This window comes from Enterococcus sp. 4G2_DIV0659, assembly GCF_002140715.2.
Lineage (GTDB): Bacteria > Bacillota > Bacilli > Lactobacillales > Enterococcaceae > Enterococcus_L > Enterococcus_L mansonii.
Map to the genome: position 1 here is coordinate 1,269,764 of NZ_NGLE02000001.1, position 17,453 is coordinate 1,287,216.

General features: G+C 33.9%; 10 protein-coding genes. 2 read left to right on the plus strand and 8 right to left on the minus strand.

The window, feature by feature from the left end; genetic code table 11:
• Nucleotides 1–317: 317 nt before the first annotated feature.
• Both A5880_RS05915 and A5880_RS05920 read right to left on the minus strand, forming a co-directional pair.
• Nucleotides 318–746: a hypothetical protein gene (locus tag A5880_RS05915; RefSeq protein ID WP_086331127.1), complete on the minus strand. Its 429-nt coding sequence runs from the start codon at nt 744–746 to the stop codon at nt 318–320.
• Between the two features lie 494 nt (nt 747–1,240).
• A complete protein-coding gene (locus A5880_RS05920) occupies nt 1,241–3,010 on the minus strand; it encodes a DNA-binding protein (protein ID WP_336577005.1) in 1,770 nt (589 codons plus the stop codon).
• Nucleotides 3,011–3,962: 952 nt separating this feature from the next.
• Between A5880_RS05920 and A5880_RS05925 the strand changes: the two genes are divergently transcribed.
• Both A5880_RS05925 and A5880_RS05930 read left to right on the plus strand, forming a co-directional pair.
• Nucleotides 3,963–4,775, plus strand: coding sequence for a hypothetical protein (locus tag A5880_RS05925; protein ID WP_086331126.1), 813 nt, complete (start codon nt 3,963–3,965; stop codon nt 4,773–4,775).
• A gap of 23 nt (nt 4,776–4,798) precedes the next feature.
• The gene (locus A5880_RS05930; protein ID WP_086331125.1) at nt 4,799–5,644 is read left to right on the plus strand and encodes a hypothetical protein; all 846 of its coding nucleotides are present in this window, start codon (nt 4,799–4,801) and stop codon (nt 5,642–5,644) included.
• A 257-nt stretch (nt 5,645–5,901) separates the two neighbouring features.
• On the opposite strand, the gene A5880_RS05935 is transcribed toward A5880_RS05930, so the two are convergent.
• From A5880_RS05935 to A5880_RS05960, 6 genes are all read right to left on the minus strand, one after another.
• Nucleotides 5,902–6,465: a BspA family leucine-rich repeat surface protein gene (locus A5880_RS05935; RefSeq protein ID WP_179190457.1), complete on the minus strand. Its 564-nt coding sequence runs from the start codon at nt 6,463–6,465 to the stop codon at nt 5,902–5,904.
• A gap of 55 nt (nt 6,466–6,520) precedes the next feature.
• Nucleotides 6,521–11,314: a BspA family leucine-rich repeat surface protein gene (locus A5880_RS05940; protein WP_336577006.1), complete on the minus strand. Its 4,794-nt coding sequence runs from the start codon at nt 11,312–11,314 to the stop codon at nt 6,521–6,523.
• Nucleotides 11,315–12,050: 736 nt separating this feature from the next.
• On the minus strand, nt 12,051–12,317 hold the full coding sequence (locus A5880_RS05945) for a hypothetical protein (RefSeq protein ID WP_086331122.1): 267 nt from the start codon (nt 12,315–12,317) through the stop codon (nt 12,051–12,053).
• Between the two features lie 500 nt (nt 12,318–12,817).
• Nucleotides 12,818–13,708 carry a helix-turn-helix domain-containing protein gene (locus A5880_RS05950; RefSeq protein WP_086331121.1) on the minus strand — a complete coding sequence of 297 codons (891 nt, stop codon included), beginning with the start codon at nt 13,706–13,708 and terminating at the stop codon, nt 12,818–12,820.
• A gap of 446 nt (nt 13,709–14,154) precedes the next feature.
• Nucleotides 14,155–16,011, minus strand: a complete 1,857-nt coding sequence (locus A5880_RS05955; protein ID WP_086331120.1) for a beta-glucoside-specific PTS transporter subunit IIABC — start codon at nt 16,009–16,011, stop codon at nt 14,155–14,157.
• Between the two features lie 18 nt (nt 16,012–16,029).
• Nucleotides 16,030–17,433, minus strand: coding sequence for a 6-phospho-beta-glucosidase (locus tag A5880_RS05960; RefSeq protein WP_086331119.1), 1,404 nt, complete (start codon nt 17,431–17,433; stop codon nt 16,030–16,032).
• Between the last annotated feature and the right edge of the window lie 20 nt (nt 17,434–17,453).

Consider the following 17,453-nt stretch of genomic DNA (forward strand, 5'->3'; position numbering starts at 1 on the left):
TGGATAGTTAAAATCATAACGCACTGTAACAAAGTATCTAATCCATACCATACTACAGTGCGCTTCTCACATCAATTTTTTAAACTAAGGATCACTTTATTTAATCTTAACCATTAATACGTTTTCTGACTGGTTCATCAAAAAATATACCTGTTTCTGAAGCTGAATAAACAATAGCTTTAATCGTATGTTACATTTCGTTTTAATCGCTTCAATTTCAAACTAATTTGTACAATATTAAAACATATAGTATTGTTTTTAATTAGCCTCAAAGCTAGCATCGTTTGTTTTTAATTTCATCTTATAAATACTTATTGCTACTCAGAAACAATATAATTAGATAACATTGAGTGAGTTTCAGCCGAACAATCAATTGTTATTTGGAATTCATTATTTTCTTCTGGATCAAATAATATAAGTTTAGCTGTTGACGTTCCAACAATTTCTTTACCTAATTTTTTCCCTCTAATAGCGCTTGACCTAGCATCCCCAAGACCTCCACCAGTTAAAAGCGATTTAGCAGCACCAAATGCAGCACCAGCAAGTTGTGCCTTACCGCTATCTGGCGAAACATTCTCCATGATAATTTCACGAAGATAAAAGAACTTATCCAAAGATTTATAAGAAAATCCAATCATATTATTACTTCCACGTTTTACAGAAACCACTACATTGTCCTTTGCTTTAGGAAAAATCCAAGACCCTCCAGACAAAATATTAACAGGATTTTTTTTACCAAACAACATACTCCCAACTCCTTAAAAAATAAATTTATTTTTAACCTTTTCTCCTTAATATTCCATCATCACTCCATTATCTAAATGGCTTCCAACAGCATATTCAGAAAATCGATTATCTATAAAATGTACTAAAATAAAAACTTTGTGTCAATACTTTTTTTGTTATTTAAACTAATTTATTCTGCTACACTGCTATGAACTGTTGTCAAAAAATATTTATTATGCAATTGTTTTATTGTTTAAAACTAGTTCTTGTATTATTCATTTGAAATGCATCGTATCATATATTGTTGAGAAATTCTTTCCTTTATAAATCTAATTAAGAAATTCTCTATGAATAGATTTTATTTTCCCAACCTATAAAAAGGCTGGGAAACCCACCATGACAGTTCCCGCCATGAGTGGTTGCCCAGCTCTCTATTTACAAACCACGTTATCATAGCAACGTAGTGTTTTTAAAGCAAGTAGTCTCTATTGAATATTTTATCTGTCTTATATTGCTACTCTAACCCTTCAATCACAAGGTTTTCAATACTAGCAGCTTTTGCATCTGCTGTAACGACTGCTTGAAATTCAACAGTATCTCCTTCTTTTAGGAACAGAGCCATTGGACTGTTATTCGTTGTCACACTGTAGATTGTTTTCTCCTTTTCTAATAAGAAAGAAACAACCGTTTGAGATTCGCTAGCAACAATCGTTACACGAGAGACCGTTCCTTTGATTTTCTGTAAATCGGCAGCATCTGTACTGGTATTATTACTTCCTTTTGTTGCCAATTCAATCCGGTAAGCATCCAATGCATTTTGCGCAGCATCTGCATCCACTACAATATCATTATCTACTGCATTAACATACACATATTTTTTGAAAATTCCTTTACTGTCCATCAATGAGACAATCCAAGTTGGAACCCCATCAATATTATAAAGAACTGGCATACTTGCTTTCCATTTTTTCTCAGGATAAATTTTTGCCGCAATCGAAATAGCCCCATCACTATCCATAATTCCTACTTTAGTATCACGATAATACGTGATTTGACCTGTTCTGGCATTAATTAGTGAGTAGCCCAACGCTGAGTCTTGATCTTCATCTCCACTTGTAAAATCGGTAAAATACAACAATTGACTACCCTCTTTGTTCATCATAGGTGTAATTTGACCTGAAGCATAGATACCATTTTCTGTTGGCACTTTAACGTCTTTTTTCGCACCAAACATCGTTTGATTCCACCACCCTTGACTATAGCGGCCGAAGTATTCATTAATGCTATTGGCAGCAGAACTGGTAATTGGTGCATCTACAAAACTAGGTGCATCCTTACTGTCATAAACCTTCACTTCACCTGTTGTCGCATTTAAAACAGCTGTTTTAAATTCATTGTAATTCATACGTCCAGAAACACCATATTCTTTATACAGTGTTTGAATATAAAAGGGATTTCCTTTTTCGTCGATCTCTAAGTTGATTTTTCCTGTAGCAGCATAACTAGGATATGCCGCATAAATTTTACGTGCCGCATCTTTATTAAAGTACGCGGATGGTGTATAAATAATCGGCTTTTCAACAAACTTTGGTTGTGCATTAATATCTGTTGCACTAATAATAAAATATCCTGGAACCGCTCCTAATTTTGACCATTTAAAAAATCCATTAAATTCCACTGTAGCAACATACACATATTCACCATTAACTACTTGTGCAGTAATGCCATCTAATGTAAACATATTTGAGTTAGGAATCACTGAAAATTTTTGCAGCATCTTACGCTTCGCTGTTTTCGGTGCAATAGCAATCGGTGTTTCCTTTGTCGATGTTAACACTTCCGCTTTTTCCTCTGTCTTCAAAGGAATTGTCTGATACACATCATCAATGGCTGTTACCTGAGTGATAGAGCTAACGATAAATAGTAAAACCATTGCCGCAATACTTAAGCCTAGTACACGTCCAGACCAATCATTCATTTCTTCAATCTCAGCATTTTTACGCCCTTTTTGTAACAATTTCTTAGATGCTTTGCTAACAGAACGACGTGACACTAACAAACTGCTAGCAATAAACGCACCAAGTAAATTGATCCACAAAATTGTTGAAAGAGTTTTACTTGGTAACGCAACAAATAAAAAGCTTCCCATCAATAATAATTCGACAAGTAGCAACGCAATTGTACTTTTAGCTTTTATTCCTTTAGTAGCAACTAAACTGACCCCATTTGCAACGATGATCCCAATACTAAAAAACAACGTTAACCCAATAAAATTAAAAAACATTTTTTCTCCCCCTTTTAAATCTAAGATAAAAAAAGTACTTCCACTATACAGTAGTAGAAGCAACTTTTTGTATTGGTTTCATTATACAAGATAGCCCTTTTACATACAATAACTAGACTGAAACTAACGAAATAACCAGTGAAAAAAAAATCTCTTAGGAAATAAGCGACATACTTTTTTCTCAACCTCCTTTGATCCCCATCCTCTTCCTATGCAAAAAAATATAATTAATAAAATAAACACCTTAATTTCTACTAGTTTTATCATTTCTTATAGATCCCCAATCAATGCCTCACGCCTCATTATAAATCAGCTCGAACCATCCTTATCACCGTTATTTTAAAAACAAACTAATTACTCTATTTAACATTCGTCAATAGTCAAGGCTGTCTGACTTGTTATATCTATACCCATATTTTTCCTGTTCTCTCCTACTTAAATAATAGGCAATAAAACAGTTTAGTTAAGAAAAAAATATTATTCTCCACCTTTTTTAAATAACACTTAACAAAAAAATAACGACTGGTAAATCAACATTTTATTTATCTATTCAAAAAAAATTTTCCACTCGTATTCTTTGTCACATTGACAAAGTGATATATAAAAACACTTTATAAAAAACATAACTTCCCATATCAAAGGGCTCTTACAGGTTAAATAATTTTTTCATTACTATTTTAATTATACTTTTAATTTATCATTATCATTATTTTTAGAAAAATAACAAAACACTGATAACAATCCATTCAGAAATGAATGTTATAATTCACATGCTTAAAAATATAGCTGAACCATTTTTTCTGTTTAAAAAAGTTCAGACTATGCGATTTTCTGCAATTAGGTGAAACTTCAACAACTTACGAATTTAAAAATTTATTGTTATTTTATGATGCTTTTTAGGCTAATAATTTGTTGAGTTCATATATATAATAAAGTAAGGGAGATTCACATTATGAAAAAAAAGCACCTTTTATCCACAGCTGCTGTATTGGCAGGACTACTCTCAGGAGCTGCATTAACAACTCAAACAGCTAATGCACAGTCTATTACACAAGAAATTACTCAAAAAGGAGCATTTGATCCTACAGAAATCAGCTCAGTCTATTTCGAGCACTACAATGTACTTAGAGCGAAACTAAAAACCCCTGTTTCTGCAAAGGATTATTATCTAGTGCTTGCAGCAAAAGGAGTGTCTAAAGGCGAACCAGTGAAACAAAACGGCAACTATATCGGGTTTGATCTTAACCTTGATGATTTAGTCAAAGAATATCCTACTGTCGCAGATAGAGAAAAACTTTTCGATTCTTTATTTATTCGCAGCGTCTTTTTGACTGCCAATAAACCACCAGTAACAGAGAAACTAACAAATCAAGATTTAAAAAATGAATTATTGAACTATAACTATTTAGGTAGTTTTGACCATGATGAGTCAGTATCTAATCTTATCAAAGGAAATGCTTTCAATAAGTTTTTCAATGCAAAACCAGTTTATGGAGACCATCTTTTAGATAATGGTTACTTAACTACCCAGACCCTTTCAATGCAATTTGACTTTAAACCAGAAATGAAAAATGGGTATACGTATGCTTTAATCGACGCATCAGGTAAAATTGCTGGAAAAACATGGCCTTTCGAAGAATACTTCTTTGTATTCCCACCCGAAGGCAAAAATTTCTTGCCAAAAGAATATACAATTACTGCAAAATCTACTAAAACAGGTGAAGTGTTTAAACTAGCTACATTTACACCTGTCCATATTTTCTAAAAAACTTAAGGGAGATTTATATCATGAAAACAAAACATCTTTTATTCACAGCCTCTATATTCGCTGGACTACTTTCCGGAGCTGTTTTAACAACGCATACAGCAAACGCACAAGCAACTAATCAAACAATTACTCAACAAAAGCATATTGACTCGATTGAAATCAGCTCAGTACACTTTAAACATTACAATGTGCTTAGAGCAAATCTAAACGCACCACTTTCTACAACTGATTACTACCTGGATCTATCGCAGGGAACAGCAAATAGCGCAACAAGTATTGATGACAAAATAGTCAAAGCTGCCGTAGAAAACGGAAAATATGTTGGTTTTGATTTTAACCTTGATGAATTAGTTAAAAAATATCCTACTGCTTCAGATAGAGAAAATTTCTTTGATTCTTTAGGTTTTCGTTGTTTTTCTTTAGACGGTAGTGGATTTAAGTTAACACCTAAAGTAACCAATCAACAATTAAAAACTGAATTCTTACGTTATAACTTTTTAGGTAATATTATTAATAAGGGATTAGCTAAAGAAGTGACTAACATTACCAGAGAAAGTTCATTTAATACCTTCTTCAATAAAGAAAGAGTCTCTGGAGATTCCATTTTAGAAAATGGCTTTATATCGACAGAAACACAAGGGTTACAATTTACACTTAATCGAAAATTTGAAACAGGTTACACTTTTTCTGTAACAGATGAATCTGGTAAAACTTCTGGTCGAGCTTGGGCTATTCAAGATCACTTTTTTGTAAATTCACCGAACGGAACAACATTCTTACCGCAAGAATATCGGGTTACTGCAAAATCTAATCAAACAGGCGAAGTTTACAACCTTGCTACATTTACACCGTTTAATGTATTCTAAACTGGTTTAAAGTGGTGACTGTTATGTTTTTTTAGATAGGAAAAATCATATTGCCTACTTTGCATTAGATAATTAAACAAATAGAAACAGAAACGTGAAGTAGCTCCTATTATTAAATAAGGGTTACTTCACGTTTTTCTATACTATCTTTTCAGAAATTCCAAATATAGCATTAACTATCCAATTTTTTCTCGGCTCTTTTCTTTAATTGTCGCTTATATAACAGATAATATCTAAAAGAGTGTATTTTAAATTTTTTAGGGTAACTCTGCTGTTTGTTCTCTTGCGAATAGCCCAACATTCGCTCCATTATAATTCCTCATAAACTCTGTAGAAGACCTGTAGAATTCACTATTTGGACCTACCCAAGATCCTGTATACAGACTGTCTTTTCTTTCCCCCAGACACACATCACCTTTTTGAAATAAGCTATCTTTACCAAGTACTAACACTTCTAATGAGGTCATACCATTAAACATCTTAAACATTCCTGTCACATTACGTGTATTCCACTGAGATAAATCCAGTTTTTCTAGCGACTTCACGTGTTCAAACATTCTTTCTGTTGTCGTCACTTTTTGAACATTCCAATTAGCCAATTTTAACTCTGTTAATGCCACTGCTCCTGTAAACATATCGTACATGCTAGTAACATTTGACGTATCCCATTTCGACAAATCTAGGGTTTTAAGCTTCGGTAGATTATAGAACATCCCTCGCATGTTTATCACACTTGAAACGTCTAGCTTTTCGATTCCTTCAATAGTGGTTAATTCGGTTAATCCTTCAAAAACTGAACGGGAATTGACATTTGCTCTCACCGGCTCTGCAAAAGTAATTTTTTTTATTTTCTTTCCATAATCTAATTAGAAATATTCATTTGGTTCTTTCTCTTACATAAGTTCCCGGTTTCGATCCATCGTAATTCTGAGTGAATTCTTTGCTTGTTTGGTAGATTATTGTTGGATTTGTTTTCCCATCTGGACCAACCCAACGGCCTGAGTATGGGAATGTACGTACTTCTTTCAATCCTGTATCTCCATTAAAACGAATATTTTTTCCTAATTTTAACTGTTCTAAATAGTTAGGAAACATACTATGCGTGTATTTCACCGATAAGGTATTCCAGTTTGATACATCCAAACTCTCTAGTTTATTTGCATTATTAAACATATGATGCATATCTGTCACTTGACTTGTATCCCAATTCGATACATTTAATTTTTCTAAAGTTAATGTTCCATCAAACATATTGGACATAGTAGTTACTTGACTCGTGTCCCAATTTGATACATCCACGCTTCTCAACTTGGGGGCATTATAAAACACGCCTCTCATATCCTTCACTGTGGAAGTGTTTAATAAATTCCCACCCTCTATACTTTCTAGCTCTAACAATTTAGAAAATAATTCTCGAGCACTTGAAGCTAGTTTTACTGGTTGGGAGAAAATTATTTTCTTGATCTTCTTCCCTTTTAATCGACTTTGAGATTCAATATGTGTCTGGATATTATATCCCCAATATAGTTGGTCTGGAAATTCTCCTGTGCCAAAAGTGATTGTTTGACTCACTTCATCCCAGGTCCATGGCACCGTCCCAAAATTCGTTCCATTTTTTTCACGTACATACTCTCCACTCTTTGTTCCATCATATTTCTGAAGAAATTCGTTAAATGCCTTCATCGTTTGAGGTTTTCCCTCTGGGTCTGTCCAATAGCCTGAGTATGGGACTTTACGCATCTCTTTCAATCCTGGATCTCCAGTAAAACGAATATTTTCTCCTAATTTTAACTGTTCTAAATAGCTAGGAAACATACTGTGCGTTTGCTTTACAGATAAGGTATTCCAGTTCGTTAAATCCAATGCTTTTATGGCCGCACCATTAAATTGATTTGACATATTCGTTACTTTATCTGTCGTCCAGTTTGATACATCCAAACTCTCTAGTTTATTTGCATTATTAAACATATGATGCATATCTGTCACTTGACTTGTATCCCAATTTGATACATTTAATTTTTCTAAAGCTAATGTTCCATCAAACATATTGGACATAGTAGTTACTTGACTCGTGTCCCAATTTGATACATCCACGCTTCTCAGCTTGGGGGCATTATAAAACACGCCTCTCATATCCTTCACTGTGGAAGTGTTTAATAAATTCCCGCCTTCTATACTTTCTAGCTCTGACAAATTACAAAATAATTCTCGAGCACTTGAAGCTAGTTTTACTGGTTGAGAGAAAATAATTTTCTTGATTTTCTTCCCTTTTAATCGATTTTGAGATTCAATATGTGTCTGGATATTATATCCCCAATATAGTTGGTCTGGAAATTCTCCTGTGCCAAAAGTGATTGTTTGACTCACTTCATCCCAGGTCCATGGCACCGTCCCAAAATTCGTTCCATTTTTTTCACGTACATACTCTCCACTCTTTGTTCCATCATATTTCTGAAGAAATTCGTTAAATGCCTTCATCGTTTGAGGTTTTCCCTCTGGGTCTGTCCAATAGCCTGAGTATGGGACTTTACGCATCTCTTTCAATCCTGGATCTCCAGTAAAACGAATATTTCCTCCTAATTTTAACTGTTCTAAATAGCTAGGAAACATACTGTGCGTTTGCTTTACAGATAAGGTATTCCAGTTCGTTAAATCCAATGCTTTTATGGCCGCACCATTAAATTGATTTGACATATTCGTTACTTTATCTGTCGTCCAGTTTGATACATCCAAACTCTCTAGTTTATTTGCATTATTAAACATATGATGCATATCTGTCACTTGACTTGTATCCCAATTCGATACATTTAATTTTTCTAAAGCTAATGTTCCATCAAACATATTGGACATAGTAGTTACTTGACTCGTGTCCCAATTTGATACATCCACGCTTCTCAACTTGGGGGCATTATAAAACACGCCTCTCATATCCTTCACTGTGGAAGTGTTTAATAAATTCCCACCCTCTATACTTTCTAGCTCTAACAATTTAGAAAATAATTCTCGAGCACTTGAAGCTAGTTTTACTGGTTGGGAGAAAATTATTTTCTTGATCTTCTTCCCTTTTAATCGACTTTGAGATTCAATATGTGTCTGGATATTATATCCCCAATATAGTTGGTCTGGAAATTCTCCTGTGCCAAAAGTGATTGTTTGACTCACTTCATCCCAGGTCCATGGCACCGTCCCAAAATTCGTTCCATTTTTTTCACGTACATACTCTCCACTCTTTGTTCCATCATATTTCTGAAGAAATTCGTTAAATGCCTTCATCGTTTGAGGTTTTCCCTCTGGGTCTGTCCAATAGCCTGAGTATGGGACTTTACGCATCTCTTTCAATCCTGGATCTCCAGTAAAACGAATATTTTCTCCTAATTTTAACTGTTCTAAATAGCTAGGAAACATACTATGTGTTTGCTTTACAGATAAGGTATTCCAGTTCGTTAAATCCAATGCTTTTATGGCCGCACCATTAAATTGATTTGACATATTCGTTACTTTATCTGTCGTCCAGTTTGATACATCCAAACTCTCTAGTTTATTTGCATTATTAAACATATGATGCATATCTGTCACTTGACTTGTATCCCAATTCGATACATTTAATTTTTCTAAAGTTAATGTTCCATCAAACATATTGGACATAGTAGTTACTTGACTCGTGTCCCAATTTGATACATCCACGCTTCTCAGCTTGGGGGCATTATAAAACACGCCTCTCATATCCTTCACTGTGGAAGTGTTTAATAAATTCCCGCCTTCTATACTTTCTAGCTCTGACAAATTACAAAATAATTCTCGAGCACTTGAAGCTAGTTTTACTGGTTGAGAGAAAATAATTTTCTTGATTTTCTTCCCTTTTAATCGACTTTGAGATTCAATATGTGTCTGGATATTATATCTCCAATATGGTTGGTCTGGAAATTTTCCTGCGCCAAAAGTGATTGTTTGACTCGCTTCATCCCAGGTCCACTCAATCCCTATATTGTCAACAATTTTAATTTTACTTATTGCACTTTTTTGGCCATCTTCAGTTATAGCTGTAATTGTTGCTGTTCCTTGAGCTATCGCAGTTACATCACCTTTATCTGTCACTGTCGCTATTTTTTCGTTAGAACTACTCCATTTCACTTTTTTATTAGTGGCATTTTCTGGTGTTACAGTGGCTTTTAGCGTTTCCTTCTCTCCTACAAATAGTTCTTTATTTTCTGGAGTAACACTTATTCCTGTTACTGGTACTCTCGGTTCGTTTACCGTAATTTCACTTGAAGCTGTTTTATTGCCATCACTAGTTGTAACGATAATTTTTGCTGTTCCAGCGGCTTTTCCAGTCATGACTCCATCATTTGTTATTGAGACTACTTGATTATTTGTACTTGACCAGCTAACTGCTAGATTCGAGGCATTTGATGGTTGAATGGTATAATTTAATTTTTGAGTATCACCAATATCTAACGTCACTTTTTCAGGTGTGAGCGATATTCCTGTTACCTTTTTTTGCACAACTTTCACTTGACTTGTTGCAATTTTCCCACCGTCTACAGATTTCGCTATAACCTTTAAATTTACCGTTCCTAACCCAGTCCTATGTCCCGTCAGTTTTCCATATGGATCAACATAATGTTCGGGAAGCCACCACGCTGACTCTTTTTCTTCACTCCACTCAATCTCTTTATACGTAGCATTTTCTGGTGTTACAGTAACTTTTAAATCAATCGAATCCCCCTGTTCCAGTATGATATCCTGTTGCTGGATTTCTATTTTTTCAATAGGAACATACTCTTTTTGAATTTGGTTCATGATATTATTGACCATTGCAAATTTTTCCTTGGAAACTCTTGATCCACCATTATATATAGGTCGTGATAAAGATATTCCAGAATTATGCACTGCACTAATTTGTGCATTAGAATCATAGACCGGCGAACCGCTTTGCCCCCCAACAGAATCAAGAAGGTAAAACAATGCCTCTTTTCCCCAACCTACTCGTTCAAATATATGTCTACCATATTCATATCTGAGCGTCTCATGAATTGGTTGGGATTCTGTGTACATATAAAAATTTTTATCCCCTGGATATCCACTTATTGTGAATGTTTCTCCTGCTTTATTAGCGTAATTTAAACCAAGCCAACCTGTTTTTTCACCAATCGGCCTATCTAATTTTACTAAAGCAAAATCGTTTCCAACTTGTTTATCAGTCATATATTCTTTTAAAATATAAATTTTCTCCATTTTGGCTTCTCCAAATGGTTTATTCCAATAACCGATACGCCCTGGTACAATAAGTCCATCCGAAAAAAAACCATTATTATAAACCGCATGTGCACATGTCAAAAATATGTTTTTTTGAATCAAAGCACCACTACCAATGCTGTTAGGATGTTCTAATTGCGCAACCGCTGAAAAAGGAAATTTTGTTGTGTCTTGAACTAACTCTCTACCATCTTCTCCTATTATCCCTCTCGTTTCAGGCATACCTTGCGGTCGCTTTGCTTCTAAAAATTCAGGCATTCCTTCATACAGACTCTCATCAAAAGGAATAATCCTTTCTGTCTTGGTCTTCACATCGTACTCCACAAAGTCATACACACTTTCCGCTTTACCTATTTCTGGGGTTAAAAAGAATATTCCAAAAAATACTGCGGTTCCCAACATTAAATTTTTCATTTTCTTCCTCCTGTTTTTAATAGTTTCATTCAATAAATATCCCCTTTATGTAATAAAATAATAACTATTACAATACAAATATAACATAACGTTCGATTTACAAATTCCATATATTACTAAAAAAGAAGGATAATAATCCAACAAACAAAAACTGGCAACTATTCGTTCATTACTATCAATAATCAAATGACCTTTTAGTCCTATTTGAAATAAACGACATATGTTTCCAATTTAGCGTTAAATTCAACATTCACATGTTTTCTTGGTTGATTTGTTTTCTTCATTTTTATATTTTATTTTTAGAAAAGTACCAATCAGTAGCATTTTGTTACCACCATGGTTTAATTGTTACACTCATCAATAACTCACAATTTTCCAATCTGGAATCAGGTACTTTTTTCTTTATCCTATAGTCATGGCGGTCAATGAAAAACGGCTCTTCTTGATGAATAACAAATTTTTGCTACTGTCAGACGCTAGTTTCCATTCCAAAGCATAAAAATAGATCAACCATCGATTACGACGATTGATCTATATATAGGTATTTTTTAGTTGAATACACGAATCATTTATCGAAAGTCTTCAGCGTATTGGATCATAAAAATTCATGCTCTCATAGATAAGATAAGTTAAATTTATTTTTATCTTTACGAAAAATTGTTTAAGATTTAATACTAATAGCCACTTGATTAAGGGATGGTTGTTAAACATAAGGCCTTTCCCTTTTTGGTTGAGTTTAGTCCATCCTTTGAATCTCGACATCATCAAGATTGATCCCTTTCGGCAAGGTTACCTCAGTTCCATCTTTAAACGTTTTAATCGTCATTTCTTGTCCATCAATTACTTCTGTACGTTCACTTACTACATCTGATTCTTTTTTGTCTAATTTTTCTCCCATTTTGGGACTTTCCTCATCTTTCTTATTTTCCTTACTTCCACAAGCAGCTAATGTAACTACCACTAATAATAACAATGCTATTAAGGTAAGTCTTCTTTTTTTCATAGCTGAATTCCTCCTATCATCTTGATATAGCAATTCTAACAAAACACCGTAGATTCTATTTGTAAATAACGTGGATTTTTTCTGTATTATGTCAGAGCATGAGGAAAACTATCAATATAGGACGAATGAAGCTGTGAAAGAATCTTTGGGATATTAAAAAATGTTGATTTGAATATAAGCAACATTCATAAAAAAAAGGCACTCAAACAAGTACCTCTCTGGATGTCTTATTGACCGAATCACCAGAAATAAGACAGATTACAAATATAAACTCACATTATTTACAATTTGAGTGAAAAAAATGTGAATAATGTGGTATGCTAATAGTATAATGAAAACTACAAAAAGGTGCGCAAATCCTTTAAAAAGTCTTCTAGCATAAATCACCAAAAAGCGCATATGCTAGGGGACATTATACTTGTAATCTTATTTACAAGTATAGCTAATTTTTAAACGAAATGTTAGCTAAAGTAATGGTATTTGCTATAATAGCAAGTAATCTACAGGTCAGCTTGAATAAAAATAGGAATATTTTTGCTTTCTGAAAGGATAGAGGTAACTTCTCGTTCAATACTTTTTGCAAACTGTTGCTCTCCAAGTTTATTTAATAAATGGATGTAGTCAAAAATATTTTCTTTATACTTATCGTCACCAGTAATTAAATAGCTTGTTAAATTATCTAAGTACCGAATGACCATTTTATAATCAAACGTAAAATTGCCTTCTTTTTTAGTTGCTAATTTTAAGTAATAACGGCTTTCTTCATATTCTTTTTTACGTAGCAGAGTTGTGATTAAATTATTGATCATGTTTTTAATAAATTCTGTTGTCTCTACATTCCTGACTTCTATATCTTTAACAGGTAAGGCTTTTTTAGCTAGGCTCTTGATTTGTTTATCATCAAACAGAAAAATTGTATTGGATAATACAGCGTAATCATACTGAAAAAAATACTCTTTTTCCATTAGCAGTTCATAAATTTGATCTAACTCTTCTTGGCTTACAGGAGAAATTTCTTTCCAAAAATTGGAGAATAATGTTTTTATACCAATAAAATTAGCCATTTCCCTAAGATGCATTTCTTTAGAAAATGCTAATTTGTTATAGTACTCCAGTAACTCATGTTTACTTGCGTTATCAGCTGGATTATTACCACATTGTTTAAATAGTTTACGATACTTTTTTTGTTCCATACTGTCTTCTAAATATTCTGAAAATTCTTCTAACGGAATAGAGAAGCGTTCTAAAATATCTATTAACTCAGAAAATCTTAATATCTTTTTTCCTGTCTCAATTTTAGAATAGACGGAAGTATCAGTATGTGTAAGGATATCTTTTTGCTTTAAATTTTTATTTTTTCTAAAAAAATAAAGTGCTTCTTCTACATTCATTCTAATTTCACTCCCTTTTGTATAAGTATAGCACATTATTACATATAAATTGTTTGAAATATTCTATTTTTGAAAGGAGGGATTTCCATGATTACAGTTGCTGTTGCAGTTACTATTTCAGTTTTTATTTGGGTTAACATTTAATTTGATTAAACCAACATTCCTGAGATAACTATTTAGTTATTTTACTAAACAACCCTTGTATCTCAAAAGATACAAGGGTGTTTAAGTAAGAAGAAAGTAGCATAGCTTTTTCATCTGAGAACTAGATCACTTTTCTTTAATTAGGTAGTTTTGTTAATCAACAGTCAATAATAGGGCTGAGTTTCATTTGACACTTATTTATTTGTCCATTCATTATATAATTAGTGTCTTCCTTAAGATATCAAATAGACCAACCACCGATTAAGATGATTGATCTTTATAGATATAATGATACTATTCTTCTAGTACACTGTCATAAGTGGAATTCCCTGTTTAATTTCGCCTTTAGCCATTACTAATACTTCTTCGTAGTTCGCTGAATTTGTAACAATTATAGGGGTAACCATTGAATAACCCTCTTTTTCAATTTCTTCCCTACTAAAACTAACTAATTTATCACCAACTTTAATCGAATCCCCTACATGAACAAACAATTCAAAATATTTTCCTTTTAATTCAACCGTATTCAAGCCAATATGAATCAACACTTCTGCACCATTATCATCTTCAATTCCAATAGCATGCTTCGTTTCAAAAATACTTATTATTTTTCCACCTACAGGAGCATAAACTTCGTTTCCTTTTGGTAAAATAGCTACACCTTTTCCCATCATTTCATTTGCAAATACAGGATCTGGAACTTCAGACAATGGAATTATGGTTCCGTCAAGCGGGCTATAAATTTCTTGAATTGAATCAACTTTTTTAGCTTCCGACTTTTTGCTTGGAACTTCACTTTCAATATCATCAAACCCTAAATACCATTGAATGACAAAAGTAGAGAAAAAAGCAATCCCAGCAGAAATTAAAGCATTAATGACATTCATTGAATCCTTTCCAATATACAATCCAATTGCTGCCAGTCCAGCTCCTCCTCCACCAAAACGTTGAACCCCTGTAATCCCTGCATAAAGTCCACCTAAACCACCTCCGATTGTTGTTGCAATCAAAGGTCTTTTCAATCGTAAATTCACCCCAAATAAAGCGGGTTCAGTAACACCTAGCAAAGCCGTTACCCCAGAGGAAATAGCTAACTCACGAAATTCTTTATTTTTTGTTTTTATAGCAACACATAATGCAGCTGCACCTTGTGCGATATTTGAAGGCAGATTTCCAGGACCGATTACAGTTTCATAGCCATGAGCCGCAAGTTCATTAACATAAGCTGGCAATAAACTATAGTGCATTCCTGTCATAACCAGATATGGCATAAATGCGCCAATAATTGTTGGTAATATCCAAGGTACTACCTTTTCAACTGCTAATAATCCACCAACGATTCCGTCTCCGATAATACTACCCATCGGTCCTAAAATAATCAGACTGATTGGTGCCATTATCAAAATCGTTAACACAGGTTTCAAAATGAATTTCACTACAGAAGGCGTAATTCGTTCTACAAACTTTTCGACATACGAAAGTACAAAAACAATCAAAATAATTGGAATTACTGAAGCTGAATAGGTAACAATTTTTATCGGAACTCCGTGAATAAAGGAGAATCCACCAGTCTCTTTTAATGCTATAAAATTAGGATGTAATAAAATCGCACCCATCAACATTGCCATCTGCATATTACATTTGAACTTCCTAGCGGCTGAAGCTGCTAAAAAGATTGGCAAGAAATAATAAGAAGCATCTGCAATAAATGAAAGAAAATAGTACATTGTTCCTTCTTTATCGATTGCATTGAATAGGAGCAAAACTGAAAGCAAGGCTTTCAACATACCTGCTCCAGCGATAATCGGCATAATCGGAGTAAAAATACCTGCTAAAATATCTAATAATTTATTAACGATACCTTTTTTTTCTTCTGGTGCTTGTTCTGCTACATTACCCGAAATTTTATCTTCTAAACCATCTAATTTGATAAGCTCTGAATAAACATTCCCTACTTCCTGCCCAATGATTACTTGGTACTGCCCACCTTGACTAACTGCCCCCACAACACCAGGAACTTTTTTCAGTTTTTCTTCATCAACCTTATTCTCAGACTGTAAATTGAATCTCAATCGTGTAACACAATGAGTAATAAATAGGATATTTTCAGCTCCACCAATTTCCGTTAAGATTTTTTTGGCACTTTCCTTTGCATCCATTTTGTATTCCCCTCCCTTTTAAAACGTGGTGTCCTCGCCATTTGTCGTAATTACCTTTTTGTACCAATCAAACGATTTTTTCTTAGAACGTTCTAGTGTCCCACTGCCATCATCGTGTTTATCTACATAAATCATGCCATATCGTTTTTTCATTTCTCCAGTTCCTACAGAGATGATATCGATGGGTCCCCAACAAGTGTAGCCAATCAATTCAACATAATCTTCATTCACAGCATCTTTCATGGCTTCAATATGAGAAGCCAGATACTTAATTCGGTAGTCATCAATAATCAACCCTTCTTCATCGAATGTATCTACAGCTCCCAGGCCATTCTCAACAATAAATAACGGCAACTGATATCGATCGTACAATTCATTCATCCCAATACGTAAACCAAGTGGGTCAATCGGCCAGTCCCAATCATTTCTTTCTAAATAAGGGTTGGAACGCTCAACTACACAAGATTTATGCTCTAGACTAGCAATAGAAGAAAAATAATAACTAAACGCAATGTAATCAACTGTCCCCTCTGACAATATCTTTTTATCCTCATCGGTTATTTCCAACGATACGTCCATTTTTTTCATCTGAGCTTTACAAAGATTGGTATATCTTCCTCTGCACATTACATCAGTATAATAATAATTGTTCATCATATTAACTCTTTGAGCCAAAGCATCTTCTGGTTTACAAGTCTTTGGATACGTCGTTGGGTATTGAACCATACAGCCAATTTTAAAGTCCGGATTGATTTCATGACCGATACTCACCGCTTTGGCACTTGCTAAAAATAAATTGTGACTTACAATCAGCTTTGTTTCATTTCGATTTTCGGATTCATCAAATCGAATTCCAGCTTGATGATACGGCTCATCTTGGTTTATCACTTCATTGATTTCATTAAAGGTCATCCAGTATTTCACTTTATCTTTATATCGTGTAAATACTACTCGACAATAATTCTCAAAAAACGTAATCAGTTTTCTATTTCGCCATGATCCATATTTTTTCACGAGATATAGAGGGGTTTCATAATGGGAAAGAGTCACTACTGGCTGAATTCCTTTGGCTAATAATTCATCAAACACCTTGTCATAAAATAGCAATCCCTCTTCGTTTGGCAATGTTTCATCACCATTAGGGAATATTCTTCCCCAATTGATAGACATTCTAAAGCAATTAAAATTCATTTCAGAAAAGAGTTGAATATCTTTTGCATAGCGATGGTAAAAATCCACCCCTTCATGGCTAGGATAGTAAGTCCCTTCTTTAATGGAATCGTGTATCTCGCGTGGTAACGTGTGTGATCCAGCTGTTTCTACATCAGCAATTGAAATTCCTTTTCCATTTTCAAGATAAGCACCTTCGTATTGATTGGCGGCTGTAGCACCACCCCATAAAAAATTTTTATTTAATGTCATTGTAAAACCTCCTTAACTTG

Excerpts from the sequence above, each read along its gene's own strand:
- A5880_RS05915 (WP_086331127.1), bottom strand. The coding sequence starts at position 746 with ATGTTGTTTGGTAAAAAAAATCCTGTTAATATTTTGTCTGGAGGGTCT.
- A5880_RS05920 (WP_336577005.1), bottom strand. The coding sequence starts at position 3,010 with ATGTTTTTTAATTTTATTGGGTTAACGTTGTTTTTTAGTATTGGGATC.
- A5880_RS05925 (WP_086331126.1), top strand. The coding sequence starts at position 3,963 with ATGAAAAAAAAGCACCTTTTATCCACAGCTGCTGTATTGGCAGGACTA.
- A5880_RS05930 (WP_086331125.1), top strand. The coding sequence starts at position 4,799 with ATGAAAACAAAACATCTTTTATTCACAGCCTCTATATTCGCTGGACTA.
- A5880_RS05940 (WP_336577006.1), bottom strand. The coding sequence starts at position 11,314 with ATGAAAAATTTAATGTTGGGAACCGCAGTATTTTTTGGAATATTCTTT.
- A5880_RS05945 (WP_086331122.1), bottom strand. The coding sequence starts at position 12,317 with ATGAAAAAAAGAAGACTTACCTTAATAGCATTGTTATTATTAGTGGTA.
- A5880_RS05950 (WP_086331121.1), bottom strand. The coding sequence starts at position 13,708 with ATGAATGTAGAAGAAGCACTTTATTTTTTTAGAAAAAATAAAAATTTA.
- A5880_RS05955 (WP_086331120.1), bottom strand. The coding sequence starts at position 16,011 with ATGGATGCAAAGGAAAGTGCCAAAAAAATCTTAACGGAAATTGGTGGA.
- A5880_RS05960 (WP_086331119.1), bottom strand. The coding sequence starts at position 17,433 with ATGACATTAAATAAAAATTTTTTATGGGGTGGTGCTACAGCCGCCAAT.